Raw genomic sequence first — 14,615 nt, forward strand, 5'->3', positions numbered from 1 at the left:
GTGGTCTGCGGGCGATCGGTGAGGAGCTGCGGGGGATGTCGGAGGCGTCGCCGGAGTCCGGTACGGCGACGGAGTTGGTCCGGCAGGCGTCGACGCGGATCACGGATCTGGCGGGTTGGTTGGAGGGCCGGGAGCCGGGGGCGGTGTTGGAGGAGGTGCGTGCGTACGCGCGGCGTAGTCCGGGCACGTTCCTGCTCGGTGCTGCGGCGCTGGGGGTGCTCGCCGGCCGGGTCACCCGCAACGCCACCACTCCGGGCGGCGGCGGCGCGGGCCGGGCGCCGGCCGGGAGCGGGCGGGCCACCCCCTCCCCCGAGCCGGTACGCCCGGCGTCGGGCCACACCTACCCGCCCCCCGCCGGCCGGACGGATCCGGGTTACGGCCCGGGGGCCGGCAACGGGCTGTCGGGCGGCGGTGGCAACGGGGTCGCCGAGACCGGAGTGGCGCGGTGAACACCGAGGAGGCGCCCGCGCTGACCGACCGGTTCGGCGACGTGGGGTCGCGTTCGTTCGGGGACATGCTGGGCGCGGTGACCCAGGATCTGTCGTTGCTGGTAAGGCAGGAGATGGAGCTGGCCAAAGCCGAGGTGAAGGTCGAAGCCGCGAAGGCGGGCAGAGCCTCGGCGATGTTCGCCGGAGCCGGCGTGGCCGGGCACATGACCCTCCTGTTCGCGTCCATCGCCCTGTGGTGGGGACTGTCCAGCCTCATGCACGGCGGCTGGGCCGCCCTGATCGTCGCCGTCCTCTGGGCCGCCGCCGCGGCCGTCCTCTACGCCAGGGCCCGCACCCAACTCCGGCGGCTCAAGGGCCTACCCCGGACCGCCGACACCGTCGAGAAGATCCCAGACGCGCTCAAGCCGAACCGAGGAGCAGCCCGATGACCACCAGCCCGGACCAGATCCGCCGCGACATCGACCGCACCCGCGCCAGCCTCAGCCACGACGTGGACGCCCTGGCCTACAAGGCCAGCCCGGCCCGCATGGTCGAGGAGCGCAAGCAGCGGGTGACGGGGGCGCTGCGCTCCCTGCGCGACACCGTCATGGGCACCGCCCACCACGCCGGCCACACCCTCGCCACCGGCACCGGCGACCTCGGCGACCGGGTGGGCGAAGCCGCCCACACCGTCGGCGAGGCCGCCGCCGACGCCCCTGCCGCCCTCCGCCGCCAGACCCAGGGCAATCCGCTGGCCGCGGGGCTCCTCGCGTTCGGAGCCGGCTGGCTGGCCTCCTCCCTGCTGCCGGGCACCGACCCGGAACGCCGCGCCGTCACCCAGGCCAGGGACACCGTCCAGGACCGCGCCCCGCAGCTCAAGCAGGAACTCACCCAGGCCGCGCAGGAGATCACCGACCAACTCCGCCAACCGGCCCAGCAGGCAGTCCACACTCTCCAGGACACCGCCACCCAGGCCGCCGACACCGTCCGCGAGGACACCACCCAGGCCGCCCAGGCCCTCCGCGACGACACGCGACAGGCAAGCCGACACCCCGCGAACTGACCCGCCCGACCCGGGCTCCGGCGGGGGGGTGCCGGCGGCGCCGCCGCACGTCGGCGCCTGTTTGCCCGGTCGGGGCGGGGGTAGGCGGAACAGGTGGGCGGTGCGCCGCCCGGCGACCAGGCCCGGTGACAGTACCGATCGAGCCCAGTGACAGCACCGATCGAGCCAGGGGGAAGCCGTGACCAGCAGCCAAATCAGCAAGGATGTCATCGACGTACTGACCGAGGACCACGAGGAGGTCACGGCGCTGATCGCCAACATCAGGACCGTGACCGACCCGATGGTGCGCCGGGACCTGACCGACACCGCCATCAGCGAGCTGGTCCGCCACGCCGTGGCCGAGGAGATGTACGTGTACCCGGTCATGCGCAAGTACCTGGACGACGGCGAGCGGGCGGTGGCCCACGACATCGACGAGCACCAGGAAATCGAGGTGACGCTCAAGCGGCTGGAGGACGTCGACGTCTCCAGTGCCGAGTTCGACACCGCGCTGGGCCGGCTGGAGCGGCTGCTGGCCGACCACGTCCGGGACGAGGAGCAGGACCAGTTCCCCGAGTTGCGGCGCGCCATCCCGCGCGAGGAGCTCGCCGAGCTGGCCGGGCAGGTGGAGATCGCCAAGAAGCTCGCCCCCACCCGGCCCCACCCCGGGGCGCCGAACAACCAGCTCTTCCACATGGTCGTCGGTCCGGGTGTCGGTCTGGTGGACCGCCTGCGGGACAAGCTGAGCGGCCGCGTCACCGGCTGAGCCGCGCCCCGCGCGGGTTCCCTGCACCGCGGCCGGACGCTCCGTCACCCAGGGCGGACACCTCGGCGCGCCGCCCGTCGGGCGGGTGACGGCCCGCCACCCGGGGGCGGCCCGCCCCGCCCGGCAGCCGGCACGTTTACCGGCGGGGCCCGGCCGGGAAATGCAGGCCACAGACTCCGTCGAAAGGACAGACCCATGGCGAACACATCACCGGCCGGTGTGCCGCAGTCGCCGCCCGACCTCGCGCAGGTCGGGGTCGGCATGACCGTCGTCGACTCCGCCGGGGCGGAGGCCGGGACGGTGAGCGCCGTCCAGCCGCCCGGTACGCCGGTGCGCCCCGACACCGTCACGCCGGCCGCCGAGCGCCTGATGGCCGCCGGGTACCTGCGCATCGACGGCAGCGGCCTGCTGTCCAACGACACCTTCGCCGCGGGCGACGAGGTGGCGCGGGTCGCGGGCAGTGAGCCGGGGATCCCCGGCGTCGTCCACCTGCAGGTCGGCCGGGAGCAGCTCTCCCGGGCCGCCCCGTGAGCTGAGGACCCCAAACCGGCGGCGGCCGATCCGGCCCGCCGCGGTGGCGTGGGACCGCGCTTGGCAGAGGCGGTCCCACGCGGCCCCCGGCGGGCGGACGCGGTTTACGGGGCTGTGGTCTGCGCCGCCTCTCCGTCCAGCAGGGTGATGGCGGCCTGGATCTTGGCGGTGAACGCGCTGACCCGGGTGTAGTGGCCGGGGTGGTCCACGCGGCCGCAGCCGAAGCCGTGGCTGGTGATGCCCACCTGTACCCACCTGCCGCCGAGGGCGGCCGCCAGCAGCGGGCCGCCGCCGTCGCCGTGGCAGGTGTCCACGCCGCCGTTGGCGAGGTCCCCGGCGCAGATCTCGTGGTGGGCGTTCCGGCCGCAGGCCGCGGCCGGCGCGTAGGGCAGGTCGACCTCCCGGAGGTTCCGGACCGGCCGGCCGGACTCGTTGGTGCTCCCCCAACCCAGCGCCCGCATCGTCTTCTTGGCGTCGTACGCCTCGTCGGCAGGCAGGACCGGGCGGCTCCTGGCCTTGAGCGGCCTGGTCAGCTTGATCACCGCCCAGTCCCCGGCGCCGACACCGGCGCCGAGCAGGTACTTTCCGCCGAAGCGCCGGGTGCCGGCCTGCGCCGCCGCGGTGTGGTCGAGCGCGCCGATGTCGGCCGTCAGGCTGGTGGGCCTGCCGTGCGTGGCGCTGTCGGCCAGGCAGTGCTGCGCGGTGAGGACGATGTCCGCGGACACCAGCGCGCCGCCGCAGACGCGGCTCATGCCCCGGTAGCCGACGGTCACGTAGGTCATCCACGGGTAGGCGCCGGCCGCGGCTTCCGCGCCGCCGACGATGCGGGTGTCGCCGGGCGCCGCCGGGGCGGGCGCCGCGGAGGCCGGTGCGGGCGGTGCCACCGGAATGCTGGCGGCGATGCCGGCGGAGATCGCCGCGATCGCCTTTCGTGATGTCATCATGTTCCCCTCTGAGCGAATGTGGAGGCAGAATGGTCCACTCGTTCACAACGGAGATTCCTCGAAGTCCCGGGATACGTCGTGGGGTCCCGGTCGGGTCGGGGACACAGTAGACACGCTTTCGCATTTGGTTCAACCACCGGCGGACATCAATCAGGCGCCGACTCGCGCACCTCTGCGGCGGGCGCACCCGCACCGGATCAGGAGGCGCGGCCGCCCAGCAGCCCCAACGCATGGTCAAGATATAGAGACGGATTTCCCCGGGACGAGGCCATGTAATTCCGCACACAGATCGCTCCCCGTCCGCCGGAAACGAGGAAGTCACCCCGGCGCCGGTTACATTTCACCGCACCTTTCCCGCAACGGTCGCCAACCGAAATTCAACCCACGGAGCCGAACTGGCCCCAGGCCGGCGCTAAGCACCGGTGCCGCGCGGCCGATCGGCGAAGCGACGTCAGGAGTGCCAACATGCGGGTCGAGATGACGCGGGCGGGTGAGCGGTGGCTCGGCGCGTGCCTGATCCTGGGCATCGCGCTGGCACTGGCCTGCGCCCACCCGGTCCGGAGCGCCTTCAGCCGGACCACGTCGAACGCCGCCAGCGCCCTCACCGCCGCCCAGTACTTCAACGCGGGCAGCCTGTACGGCTGGGGCGACAACACCACCGGTCAGCTCGGCCTCGGCAACACCACGAGCCCGAGGACCAGCCCGCTGCAGGTCGGGGCGCTGACGACATGGGTGTACGCGGCAAGCTCCAACCAGCCCGCCGACGACCTCGACACCGGGCACACGTGCGCGATCCGCACGGACGACACCCTGTGGTGCTGGGGCGCCAACCCGCGCGGGCAACTCGGACGTGGAAACAACACCAACACCTCCTCACCCGCCCAGGTCACCGGAGCGTGGACCGCGGTCGCCACCGGCGGCTACCACACCTGCGCGATCAAGACCGCCGGCACCCTGTGGTGCTGGGGACAGAACGACTTCGGCCAACTCGGCCAGAACAACGTCACCGAATACAACACTCCACGCCAGGTCGGTACCGGCACCAACTGGACCGACATCGCCGCCGCCAACGTCCAGACCTGCGGCATCCGCGGCGGCGCCGTCTACTGCTGGGGCGAGGGCATCAACTACAAGCTCGGCAACTCCAACACCGCCAACCAGGACCTGCCCGTCACCACCAGCAGCAACACCACCCACACCGCCATCACCGTCGGCCGACAGCACGCCTGCGCCCTACGCAGCGCCGGAACCCTGTGGTGCTGGGGACTCAACGACTCCGGCCAACTCGGCCGCGGCAACAACACCACCGCCCAGACACCCACCCAGATCGGCGCCCTCACCACCTGGACCTCCGTCGTCGCCGGCCGCGACCACAACTGCGGACTCAAGAGCGGCAGCCTCTGGTGCTGGGGACTCAACGACACCTACGAACTCGGCATCGGCGTCACCGGCGACCGCACCTCACCCGTACAGATCGGCTCAGCAACGGACTGGGCCAAGGTCACCCCCGGCAACGAATTCACCTGCGCCAACAACACCGCCAGGGCCATCTACTGCTGGGGCGACAACGCCTACGGCCAGCTCGGCCAAGGCGACACCTCCGACGAGACCGCCCCGAAACTGGTCTCCGGCCGTACCGGCACCATCTACGCCGGCGGCAGCGGCAGCCACACCACCCTCGCCATCGGCTGACGGGGCCGCCGGGTCGCTCAGACGTCGGTGACGATCTCGCGGGTGACGGCGGCCTGCTCGGTCAGCACGCCGCTGATCATGGTCTGGGTCTCGTTGATCCGGTCCACGATGGCGCTGATCGCGGCCAGTGCCCCCACGACGCTGCCCGCGTCCCCCTGGATCGCGGCGATGAGCCCGGCGACGTCCCGGGTGGCCTTCGCCGTACCCTGGGCCAGCTCCTTGACCTCCCCGGCGACGACGGCGAACCCGCGGCCGGCCTCGCCCGCGCGGGCGGCCTCGATGGTGGCGTTGAGGGCCAGCAGGTTGGTCTGCTCGGCGATCGAGTTGATGACCTTGACGACGTCGCCCACCTTGCCGCTGGACTCGGCCAGCCGGCCGACGGCCTCGTTGGCCTCGCCGGTCAGCGCGTGGGCCTCGTGCGTCACGCCCGTCGCCTGGACCACGTTGCGCTCGGCCTCCTCGATCGAGCTGACGAGTTCGGCGCCGGCCCGGCCGATGCGGTCGGTGCGGTCCTTGATTCGCTCGATGGCCTGCGACACCAGGAACGCCGTGTTGCGCAGCGCCTCCGCGCGGCTCTCGGAGAGCTGGATGGCCGCGGTCGAGAAGAAGTCCATGGTGCCGACCACCTCGCCGTGCACCGTCAGCGGCAGGCACACCCCGGCGCGGACGCCCGCGCGGCGGGCGGCCGGCGCGCGCACGCAGTCGCTCACCTCGGCGAGGTCGGGCACGAAGATCATGTCCTTCGCGGCCCAGGCGCGGCCCGCCAGGCCGACTCCCCGGGCGAAGCTGGCCTGGGTGGTGACCCGCCGGAACTCGGCCCCGGCGCTGCCGGACTCCAGGACGAACCGCAGCGCCTGCTCGTGTTCGTCGATCGACCAGTACGAGCCGTACTCCCAGCCGAACTCCCGGCGGATGGTCTCCAGCGCGGAGCCCGTGGCGGCCTCGACGGTACCGGCGTCGGCCACGTCGCGGAGCACCGTGTTCACGGCGGCCAGGTCGACCGCGGCGGCGCCCTGGCGCTCGGCGTCGGTGATCCGCTCCAGCGCCTGCGACACCAGCAGCCCGATGGCGCGCAGCGCGTCCAGCCGCTCCGGGGAGGGGTCCAGCACCTCGGTGGCGAAGAAGTCCATCGTCGCGACCACGGCGTCGCCCTCGAACAGCGGGAAGCAGACGCCGCTGCGGACGCCGACGCGCTGGGCGACGGGCGCCCGCACGCAGTCGGTCACCTCGCCGATGTCCTGGACGAACACCAGTTCCCGCCGCCGCCACACCTGCCCCGACAGCCCCACCCCGGGCGCGAACGACGCCGCGAGGGTGACCTGGCGGAACTCGGGACCGGCGTCGCCGGACTCGACCGCGAACCGCAGGACGTCCGCGTCCCTGTCGATCCGCCAGTACGAGCCGTACGCCCAGCCGAAGCAGCGCCGCACCGCGTCCAGCGCGACCTGCGCCGCGTCGGCCGACGTCCGCACCTCAGCCAGGGCGCGCACCACCGCGGTGACCGCGTGCGTGTCGCGCCGGGCCTCCTCGGCGGCTGTCACCGCGGCGAGCGCGTCCCTGTTGCGCATACGAAGCATGACCACCCTCACCCGATCCGACACCCATCCGCTCACCCAACGGCACCGTAGCCCGGAACCTGAGGCTGAACTGCCGGTACGGCGCGACTTACTGGCCGGCGCGGGGGTCGCGGGGTGGCTGGTCAGCCGGCGAAGATCTGGGACTCGTCGCGGAACGCCTTGAACTCCAGGGCGTTGCCGGCCGGGTCGAGCAGGAACATCGTCCACTGCTCGCCGGCCCCGCCGGGGAAGCGCACGTGCGGCGCGATGGTGAACACGCTGCCCGCGGCGCGCAGCCGCGCGGCGAGCAGGTGGAACTCGGGTACGGGCAGGATGAGTCCGAAGTGCGGCACCGGTACGTCGTGGCCGTCGACCGGGTTGTGGGTGCGCCGGGCCGGCGCGGGCGCCAGGTGGGTGACGAACTGGTGGCCGTGCAGGTCCCAGTCGACCCAGGTGTCGGCGCTGCGGCCCTGCCGCAGGCCCAGGACCTCCCCGTAGAAGTGCCTCGCCGCCGCCAGGTCGTCGACCGGCACGGCCAGGTGGAAACGCGGAATCGGCGGGTGCGCGGAGGTCATGGGCACGACGCTACGCAAGCCGCGGCGCGAGCGGGAGGGGGCGGCGGGTCCGGCCGCCGGTCGATAGCCTGGCGGCGATGCTGCCCCAGTCCCGGAGGTTTCGCGTGCCACTGCCGACCGCCCGTCTCGCCGCCGTGCTCGCACTCGCGCTCGCCGCACCGCTGGGTGTCGCCGCGCCCGCCGCAGCGACCCCGTCCACCATCGACAGGAAGTTGGTCCGCTCGCTGCTCAAGGCCGAGGTCGGCGCCGGGATGCCCGGCGTGTTCACGGAGATCCGGGCCGGCGAGGAGCGGGCCCGGATGGCGCACGGGCTCGCCGACGTGGAGTCCGAGCGTCCGATGGCGACGCACCTGCGCCACCGCGTCGGCAGCATCACCAAGACGTTCGTCGCGGTGACCGTGCTGCAACTCGTCGCCGAGGGCCGCGTCGCGCTCGACGCCCCGGTCGCCACCTACCTGCCCGAGCTGCTGCCGGCGACGAAGCCCGACGGTTCGCCGGACCGCGGGGCGCAGATCACGGTGCGGATGCTGCTGCAGCACACCAGCGGCCTGTCCAACTACACCGAGGTGCTGACCGCGGACCTGGCGGCGATCGACTGGGCCCGGCACACCACGATCCCGCCGCGGGTGCTGGCCTCCATCGGCGTCAACGGGGCGCAGGTCTTCGCGCCGGGCAAGGGCTGGTCGTACTCGAACACCAACTACCTGCTGGCGGGGCTGGTGGTGGAGAAGGTCACCGGGCAGCCGTACGGGGCGGCGGTGCAGAGCCGGATCCTGACCCCCCTGAAGCTGGCCGACACCTACCTGCCGGGCAGCGCGGAGCGGATCCGCGGGGCCCACGACCGGGCGTACATCGCCTACGACGCGGCCGGGCGGCGCGACTACACCGACTTCAACATGTCGTGGGCGTGGGCGGCCGGCGAGCTGGTCTCCACGACCGCCGACCTGAACGTCTTCTTCCGCGCCCTGCTGACCGGCGGGCTGCTCGCCCCCGCCCAGCAGGCGGAGATGCTCGGGATGGCGGAGACCGGGACGCCGGGCCAGCGGTACGGGCTCGGGCTGGCCGCCGTCCAGGTCGGCTGCCCGGCCGGCGCCCAGTGGTTCTACGGCCACGGCGGCGCCGTGATCGGGCACCTCACCGAGTCGCTGCACAGCGCCGACGGAGCCCGGCAGGTGACGTCCGCGGACAACCAGAACATCTGGGCCAGCGAGGCGGAGACCGACCGGGTGCTGGCCGCCCGGGCGCGGGTGGTGTTCGGCGCGCTGTGCAACGCCGCCCCGCCCGCGGACTCCGCCGGCCTGCGGTCCCTGCGCCACCGCCAGCCCGCCGGCCTGCTGGGCTGACCGCCGCGCCCCGCCCCGTACGCAGGGGTCTGTCACCTGTACGCCCGGCCGGGAATCGCGTCCGGTTCCCGGCCGGGCAGGGGTGGACCCCGCATCCCCGACGTCTGGTTTTTCGTCTGGCCAACGGCTCAGGGCCGGCCGGCCGCCTCCGATGGGAGTGGCCGTACGGATGGGCTGAGCGGCCACGCGGCCGACGACGGAAGGGTCTGAATGGCAGAGAAGATCGTAGCGGCGGGCGGGCGTTGGTCCCTCGTCACCGGCTGGACGGCAGTCGCCACGCTCGCCGCCGGTGGTGCGCTGCTGGCCGGCGGTGGAGTATTCGCCGCGTGGACCAGCACGGCCAACGCGGCCGGCGGTACCAACGAGGCGACCAACGTGGGCATGGCCCACGTGGACACCAACGGCACGACGTTCAGCACCGGAGTCGCCAACCTGCTGCCGGGCGACTACGTGTACCGCTACGCCAATCTGACCAACACCGGCTCCGCGAGCGAGGTGTTCACCGCCACCGCCGCGGGCACCGGGGTGCTCGCCGGTGCCGGCGGGCTCCAGTTCGCCGTCGACACCTGCCCCGCCGCCTGGGCCAGCGACGGCACCTGCTCCGGCACCGTCGCCGTCGTCGCCGCCACCACCGACGTCGCCGGCGCGACCCCGGTCAGTCTCGGCACCGTGGCCGCCAACGGGGTCAGGTACCTGCGCTACAAGGTCCAGCTCAACGGCACCGCCGACCAGAGCACGTTCCAGGGCAAGCAGGGTGCCGTCAACGTGACGATCACCGGTACCACCGCCTCCAACGGCAACCGGAACCGGACCGCGGGCTGACCGTGACCGCCGCCATCACGCCGCCGCGCCGCCGCCCGGGTACCCGCCCGGGCGGCGGGGCGGGGCGTCGCCTCGCCGCGGTGGCGGCGACCCTGCTCGCCGTCCCGCTCGCCCCGGCCCCCGCGCACGCGGCGCCGTGGGTGGTACCCAAGGCCAGCCGGGACAGCGGCACGTTCACCATGGCCAGCACCTCGTACGCGTTCGGCGGCAGCGACCCGGCCAGCTTCTCGCTGCCGCTGCCCGTGGCCCTGCTGAGCACCACCGGATACGCGAGCCTGCGCAACACCGGCAGTACCGCGGCCCGCTTCTCCGGTGGCGTCGACGCCACCGGCGTGCCCTCGGCGGCCCGGGTCACCCTCGTCCGCTGCGCCGTCGCCTTCAGCGGCGGCGCCTGCGCCAGCGGCCAGGCGACCCTCGTCAACTCGGCGGCGCTCAGCGGCGACCCGGTCGTCGCCTACGGCAACGGCTCCACCCTGGCCGCCAACCAGACCATTCACCTGAAGATCACCGTGACCGCGCTGGCGGTGCTCAGCGGCACTGTCACCTTGCTTCCGTTGACCGGGACGCTGCCCACCGGCGGCGCCAACCGCACCGCAGGATAGGGAGACGCATGACAGCATCCGTCCGCACCCGCCGCACCGTGCGCCACCGGCTGCACCGCGCCTTCCTCGCGCTCACCATGAGCGTCTCGCTCGCCTTCCTCGCCGCCAGCGTCGGCATCATGGCCACGCAGGGACGGGTCGAGGCGGTCCTCAGCGGCTCGATGGAGCCGACCATCCCGACCCACGCCCTGGTGGTGGCCGTACCGGTGGCCGCCGACCACGTGCGCGTCGGCGACGTCATCATGTTCCAGCGGCCCGACGCGACGGCCGGCGCCCCCAGCGTCATGCACCGGGTCGTCGAGCGGTTCACCCGTGACGGCGCCTCGCTCGCCCACACCCGCGGGGACGCCAACAGCGGCAACGACCCCTGGACCCTGGACCTGAACCGGTCCGCGCTGTACCGGGTGAACGCCAGCGTCCCCCGGCTCGGTGCCCTCTACCAGGGCCTGCACCGCAGCGTCAGCGACCTGGGCGCCGCCCGCCTGTGGGGCGGGATCGCCCTGATGCTGGTCGCCGGGGCCGTGGCCAGCCGGCTCCTGCGCCGCCGGGCGACCGTGGAGACCGCGCCGGCCGAGGCGGCCGACGAGGACCTGACCGAGGCCGTCCGCCTGGCCAGCCAGGAGATGCGGCACCGGCTGACCACCATCATCGGGTACGGCGAGGTGCTGAGCGAGGCCGGCGACGCGATGCCCGCCCGCGAGTCCGACATGGCCCGCCGGATCAACGACCACGCCCTCCGGCTCACCGGCGTGCTGGACGACCTCACCGACCTGGTGCCCTCGTCCCGCTGAACGCGCCGGCCCACCCAATCATCGGACGTTTGCCCGTACGAATTTCGCGGCGGATCGGCAATGCGCCGGGAGTAATGTGACCGACGATTGTTCGGCCCTGCGTACCGCGAGGGACGGGTGGCCATGGCCTGGATGCTTCCGATGCCGCTGCGGTGCGAGCTGCCGCTGGTGGCCGGCGTCGCCGGTCTGGCGGGGGCGCTCGCCGCCGACGGCCGGCTCGCCCGCGCCGAGGTGACGCTCCAGGTGGGCGCCGTGGCGGTGGCGCTGCTCGCGGTGCTCCGCTGCGTACAGCGCGGCCGCCGCTACGACGACCGCGGCGCGGTCGCCTGGCGGGTGTTCGCCGCCGGTGTGCTGACCTGGGCCGCCGGACACGCCCTGGTCGCGTTCGCCCCGGTCGGGTCGTTCCCGCACCTGCTCGGACAGGGCACGCTGTGCCTGTTCCCGCTGCTGACCGCGGTCGGCCTGTCGATCTTCCTGCGGCACGCGTTCGGCCGGATCCCCGTGGGCCGGGTGCTGCTGGACGGCGTGATCCTGTCGGCGTCGCTGCTGCTGCTGTACACCACCCTGCTCTTCACCCCGTGGGATCCGCCGCGGGGCGGCTACCCGGCCGGCACGGGGTTCGACGTCGCGCTGGTCCTCGGCGACCTCGCGGTCACCACGCTGATCATTTTCGTCCTCACCCGGGTGGGCTTCCGCAACCACACGGTGTCCCTGCTGGCGCTGGGCCTGGCCGCGCTGATCGTGGGCGACCTCGCCGCCGTCCACGAGGTGGGCGCCGGTGACCAGGCGGCGGGCTGGGCCGCCGACATCGCCCACCTGTGCGCCTTCGCCCTGGCCGGCGCCGCGGCCACCGTCCCGGACCCCCCGGCGGGGGCGCCCGCCCACCGGCACCGGCCGACCCAGGTCGGGCTGGCGCTGCCCTACGTCCCCTTCGTCCTGGCGATGGCGGCGTCGCTGACCCCGGCGGGGGCCCCGCTCACCCACCGGACGATGGCCGGCGGCCTGGCGGCGCTGGTGGTCCTGCGGCAGTTCCTCACCCTGCGCGACAACGACCACCTGCTGCACCGCATCCAGCAGCAGGTCGGCGAGCTGGACCGGCGCGCCGAGGCCCTCGCCGGCAGCAACGTCCGCCTCCAGGAGCACGACCGGCTCAAGAACGAGTTCATCACCCTGCTGTCCCACGAGCTGCGCACGCCCCTGACCACGATCCTGGGCCGCGTCGAGGAGCTGGCCGAGTCCACGCCCGCCGACGCGGCCCCCCGCACGAGGCGCAACATCGACGCCATCTCCCGCAACAGCCACCGGCTCTCCGGGCTGGTCTCCGATCTGCTGTCCGCCTCCGGCCTCGGCGGCGTCGACCTCCAGCGCAACGGCGCGGCCGTCGACGTGGCCGCGCTGGTCGCCGAGGCCGCCGCCGCGGTGCGCCGCCGCGCGCCCGGGCGCGCCGACATCGCCCTCACCGCCCCCGACCGGCCGGTGCCCGCCGTCGGCAACCGCGACGAGCTGGCCAAGGCGCTGGAGGAGCTGCTCTGGAACGCCACCAAGTTCTCCCCGCCCGGGGGCGCCGTCGCCGTCGACGTCGCCACCGGCGGCGGCCGCGCGGTCGTCACGATCACCAACTCCGGCCCCGGCGTCCTACCGCAGGAGCAGGAACGGCTGTTCACCCCCTTCTTCCGCGCGGCCACCGCGACCGCGCAGGCGGTCCAGGGGCGCGGTCTCGGCCTCGTCATCAGCAGGGGCATCGTCGAACGGCACGGCGGGCAGCTCCACCTCACCTCCGTACCCGACCGGGAGACGACCGCGCGCGTCGACCTGCCGCTGGCACCCGACGCGCCCCCGGCGGCCGAGGTACCGCGGGCCGCCGACTCCGGTCCCCGGGTCACCGCCTGAGGGGCGGGTCGGACCCGGCGGTTTCGGTCAGCGCCCCGGCGCGGGCCGTCACACCGCGGCGATGGTGTGCGCGACCTCGTCGACGATCTCCCGGGCGAGGTAGCCGGTGTCGCCGTGCCGGGGCGTCAGCCGGCGCCCGCTGGCGGCGTCGGCCCACGACTCGCCGCCGGGCGGCCGGTAGTAGAACTTGCCCAGCCGGCGGCGGCGCTCCTCCTCGCCCGGCAGGCGCGCGCGCACGCCGGTGGCGGTGAGCAGGTCCAGGACGCCCAGCTCCCGGTCGCGCAGCCGCTCGTCGTACGCGACGGGCAGGTCGGCGTCCGCCAGGGCCAGGTCCGCGGTCTGGCGGGTGCGCAGGTAGGGCGAGACGACGGCGAGCTGCGGCGTGCGCTCCGGTGGCAGGTCCCCCAGCCAGCGGGCGACCGCCGCGGCCTGCTCGCGGCCCAGCGTGGACAGCGGCACGTCCGCGTCCCGCTCGGCCAGGTCGATGGCCTCGTGGCCCGCTTCCTCCGCGGCGGCGGCGGCCACGTTGCCCGCGCTCTGTCCGTGCCTGACCACCCCGAGCCAGCCCAACTGCGCCATGGCCGGTGCGTACCCTGGGCGCCGCGGCGCCAATCGGGGCGCGCCGCGCCGGGGCTACCCGCCGTCGGGGCCGGGCGGCGCGCCGGGGCGGGTCGGGTGCGCGCGCCGGGCGGCGCCGAGCTGGGCCTGGAGCGCGGCGATGGTGGCGCGGGCGGCGGCCAGCTCGTGTTCGAGGGCCACGATGCGGCACGCCGCCACCAGGTCGAAGCCGTCGTTGACCACCTGGCGGGCCCGGCTGGCCAGGTGCAGCTCGTTCTGGCTGTACCGGCGGTGCCCGCCCTGCGACCGGCCCGGCGAGAGCAGCCCGTGCGCGCCCAGGCCGCGCAGGAACGCCGGGGTGACGCCGAGCATCCCGGAGGCGGCGCTCATCGAGTACGCGGGGTAGTCCCCGTCGTGCAGCGGCTGGCCGGGCAGCATGTCGCTCCTCCTCCACGGGACGGCGGCCGGGGCGGGCCGGCTCGCGCCGGTTCCCGCCCCGGCCGCCGGGGGCGTCGGGTCAGGCGGACGATCCGGCAAGCTGCCGCTCGCGGGACTCGCCCGTGATGACCTGGTGGCCGTCGTCCTCGCCGCGGCCGATCGAGATCCGCCGCGGCTTGGCCTGGGCGGCGATCGGGATGGTGACGGTGAGGACACCGTCGCGGTAGGACGCGTCGACGGCGTCCAGGTCCAGGCCGTCGCCGAGCACCAACTGGCGGTTGAACGAGCCGCTCGACCGCTCGGCGATGAGGAACTTCGTGCCCTCGGGGGCGCGGCTGCGCCGGGTCGCGCTGACCGTCAGCGTGTTGTTCTCCGCGGTCAGGTCGAGCGAGTCGGCGTCGATGCCGGGGCAGTCCAGCTCCACGACGTAGTGCTCGCCGTGGCGGTAGACGTCCATGGGCATCGGGCGGGGCGTGCGCTGGCCGCTGAGGACCTCGCCGGCCAGCCGGTCGAAGTCGCGGAACGGGTCGAAGCGAAGCATTCCCGTCATCTTGGTCACCTCCGGGTCGGTCCGATCGTGGCAGTGGGCGGGGCCCGGCCGAGCAACCTCGTGGCGGACCCGCACAGAAAAGATAGC

At 74.0% G+C, this 14,615-nt stretch carries 16 protein-coding genes and 1 pseudogene; 11 read left to right on the plus strand and 6 right to left on the minus strand.

The features are described from left to right. The 5 genes and pseudogenes from IEY75_RS13675 to IEY75_RS13695 all read left to right on the plus strand — a co-directional run. A pseudogene (locus tag IEY75_RS13675) lies at positions 1 to 449 on the plus strand (hypothetical protein); the annotation flags it as partial. After that, a complete protein-coding gene (locus IEY75_RS13680; protein ID WP_229789671.1) occupies positions 446 to 877 on the plus strand; it encodes a phage holin family protein in 432 nt (143 codons plus the stop codon). The pseudogene IEY75_RS13675 and the gene IEY75_RS13680, both read left to right, overlap by 4 nt. Then, entirely contained in the window at positions 874 to 1,491 is a 618-nt protein-coding gene (locus IEY75_RS13685; RefSeq protein WP_189114718.1) for a DUF3618 domain-containing protein, read from the plus strand. The genes IEY75_RS13680 and IEY75_RS13685 overlap by 4 nt, the downstream gene beginning before the upstream one ends. A gap of 178 nt (positions 1,492 to 1,669) precedes the next feature. Further along, positions 1,670 to 2,236, plus strand: a complete 567-nt coding sequence (locus tag IEY75_RS13690) for a hemerythrin domain-containing protein (protein ID WP_189114719.1) — start codon at positions 1,670 to 1,672, stop codon at positions 2,234 to 2,236. Between the two features lie 195 nt (positions 2,237 to 2,431). Continuing rightward, entirely contained in the window at positions 2,432 to 2,767 is a 336-nt protein-coding gene (locus tag IEY75_RS13695; RefSeq protein WP_229789673.1) for a hypothetical protein, read from the plus strand. Positions 2,768 to 2,871: 104 nt separating this feature from the next. On the opposite strand, the gene IEY75_RS13700 is transcribed toward IEY75_RS13695, so the two are convergent. Next, positions 2,872 to 3,708, minus strand: a complete 837-nt coding sequence (locus IEY75_RS13700; RefSeq protein WP_189114720.1) for a serine protease — start codon at positions 3,706 to 3,708, stop codon at positions 2,872 to 2,874. 468 nt (positions 3,709 to 4,176) lie between these two features. Here IEY75_RS13700 and IEY75_RS13705 point away from each other — a divergent pair, with 468 nt between their 5' ends. Then, positions 4,177 to 5,403, plus strand: coding sequence for an RCC1 domain-containing protein (locus tag IEY75_RS13705; protein WP_189114721.1), 1,227 nt, complete (start codon positions 4,177 to 4,179; stop codon positions 5,401 to 5,403). Positions 5,404 to 5,420: 17 nt separating this feature from the next. Here the strand turns inward: IEY75_RS13705 and IEY75_RS20915 are convergent, their stop codons facing one another. Both IEY75_RS20915 and IEY75_RS13715 read right to left on the minus strand, forming a co-directional pair. Further along, positions 5,421 to 6,971, minus strand: a complete 1,551-nt coding sequence (locus IEY75_RS20915) for a GAF domain-containing protein (protein ID WP_308425705.1) — start codon at positions 6,969 to 6,971, stop codon at positions 5,421 to 5,423. Positions 6,972 to 7,102: 131 nt separating this feature from the next. Further along, positions 7,103 to 7,534, minus strand: coding sequence for a VOC family protein (locus IEY75_RS13715; RefSeq protein ID WP_189114723.1), 432 nt, complete (start codon positions 7,532 to 7,534; stop codon positions 7,103 to 7,105). Positions 7,535 to 7,638: 104 nt separating this feature from the next. On the opposite strand from IEY75_RS13715, the gene IEY75_RS13720 reads away from it, so the two are divergent. The 5 genes from IEY75_RS13720 (at position 7,639) to IEY75_RS13740 (ending at position 12,982) form a co-directional block, all read left to right on the plus strand. Beyond that, positions 7,639 to 8,877, plus strand: coding sequence for a serine hydrolase domain-containing protein (locus tag IEY75_RS13720; RefSeq protein WP_189114724.1), 1,239 nt, complete (start codon positions 7,639 to 7,641; stop codon positions 8,875 to 8,877). Between the two features lie 210 nt (positions 8,878 to 9,087). Beyond that, positions 9,088 to 9,699, plus strand: a complete 612-nt coding sequence (locus IEY75_RS13725) for a hypothetical protein (RefSeq protein WP_189114725.1) — start codon at positions 9,088 to 9,090, stop codon at positions 9,697 to 9,699. A gap of 2 nt (positions 9,700 to 9,701) precedes the next feature. Next, on the plus strand, positions 9,702 to 10,301 hold the full coding sequence (locus IEY75_RS13730) for a hypothetical protein (RefSeq protein ID WP_189114726.1): 600 nt from the start codon (positions 9,702 to 9,704) through the stop codon (positions 10,299 to 10,301). Between the two features lie 8 nt (positions 10,302 to 10,309). Continuing rightward, positions 10,310 to 11,092 (plus strand): signal peptidase I, encoded by a 783-nt coding sequence (locus IEY75_RS13735; protein WP_189114727.1) that lies wholly within the window; start codon positions 10,310 to 10,312, stop codon positions 11,090 to 11,092. A 123-nt stretch (positions 11,093 to 11,215) separates the two neighbouring features. Then, positions 11,216 to 12,982 carry a sensor histidine kinase gene (locus tag IEY75_RS13740; RefSeq protein WP_189114728.1) on the plus strand — a complete coding sequence of 589 codons (1,767 nt, stop codon included), beginning with the start codon at positions 11,216 to 11,218 and terminating at the stop codon, positions 12,980 to 12,982. A gap of 48 nt (positions 12,983 to 13,030) precedes the next feature. On the opposite strand, the gene IEY75_RS13745 is transcribed toward IEY75_RS13740, so the two are convergent. The 3 genes from IEY75_RS13745 to IEY75_RS13755 form a co-directional block, all read right to left on the minus strand. Further along, positions 13,031 to 13,561 carry a histidine phosphatase family protein gene (locus tag IEY75_RS13745; protein ID WP_189114729.1) on the minus strand — a complete coding sequence of 177 codons (531 nt, stop codon included), beginning with the start codon at positions 13,559 to 13,561 and terminating at the stop codon, positions 13,031 to 13,033. Between the two features lie 54 nt (positions 13,562 to 13,615). After that, entirely contained in the window at positions 13,616 to 13,978 is a 363-nt protein-coding gene (locus tag IEY75_RS13750; protein ID WP_189114730.1) for a MerR family transcriptional regulator, read from the minus strand. Between the two features lie 79 nt (positions 13,979 to 14,057). After that, positions 14,058 to 14,528, minus strand: a complete 471-nt coding sequence (locus IEY75_RS13755; protein WP_189114731.1) for an Hsp20/alpha crystallin family protein — start codon at positions 14,526 to 14,528, stop codon at positions 14,058 to 14,060. Positions 14,529 to 14,615 lie beyond the last annotated feature (87 nt).

Origin of the sequence: Pilimelia terevasa (genome assembly GCF_014647915.1) — a bacterium.
Classification (GTDB): Bacteria; Actinomycetota; Actinomycetes; order Mycobacteriales; family Micromonosporaceae; genus Pilimelia; species Pilimelia terevasa.

Coding starts and splice junctions, on each gene's coding strand:
- IEY75_RS13685 (WP_189114718.1), top strand. CDS start 874: ATGACCACCAGCCCGGACCAGATCCGCCGCGACATCGACCGCACCCGC.
- IEY75_RS13695 (WP_229789673.1), top strand. CDS start 2,432: ATGGCGAACACATCACCGGCCGGTGTGCCGCAGTCGCCGCCCGACCTC.
- IEY75_RS13700 (WP_189114720.1), bottom strand. CDS start 3,708: ATGACATCACGAAAGGCGATCGCGGCGATCTCCGCCGGCATCGCCGCC.
- IEY75_RS13705 (WP_189114721.1), top strand. CDS start 4,177: ATGCGGGTCGAGATGACGCGGGCGGGTGAGCGGTGGCTCGGCGCGTGC.
- IEY75_RS20915 (WP_308425705.1), bottom strand. CDS start 6,971: ATGCGCAACAGGGACGCGCTCGCCGCGGTGACAGCCGCCGAGGAGGCC.
- IEY75_RS13715 (WP_189114723.1), bottom strand. CDS start 7,534: ATGACCTCCGCGCACCCGCCGATTCCGCGTTTCCACCTGGCCGTGCCG.
- IEY75_RS13725 (WP_189114725.1), top strand. CDS start 9,088: ATGGCAGAGAAGATCGTAGCGGCGGGCGGGCGTTGGTCCCTCGTCACC.
- IEY75_RS13735 (WP_189114727.1), top strand. CDS start 10,310: ATGACAGCATCCGTCCGCACCCGCCGCACCGTGCGCCACCGGCTGCAC.
- IEY75_RS13740 (WP_189114728.1), top strand. CDS start 11,216: ATGGCCTGGATGCTTCCGATGCCGCTGCGGTGCGAGCTGCCGCTGGTG.
- IEY75_RS13745 (WP_189114729.1), bottom strand. CDS start 13,561: ATGGCGCAGTTGGGCTGGCTCGGGGTGGTCAGGCACGGACAGAGCGCG.
- IEY75_RS13750 (WP_189114730.1), bottom strand. CDS start 13,978: ATGCTGCCCGGCCAGCCGCTGCACGACGGGGACTACCCCGCGTACTCG.
- IEY75_RS13755 (WP_189114731.1), bottom strand. CDS start 14,528: ATGACGGGAATGCTTCGCTTCGACCCGTTCCGCGACTTCGACCGGCTG.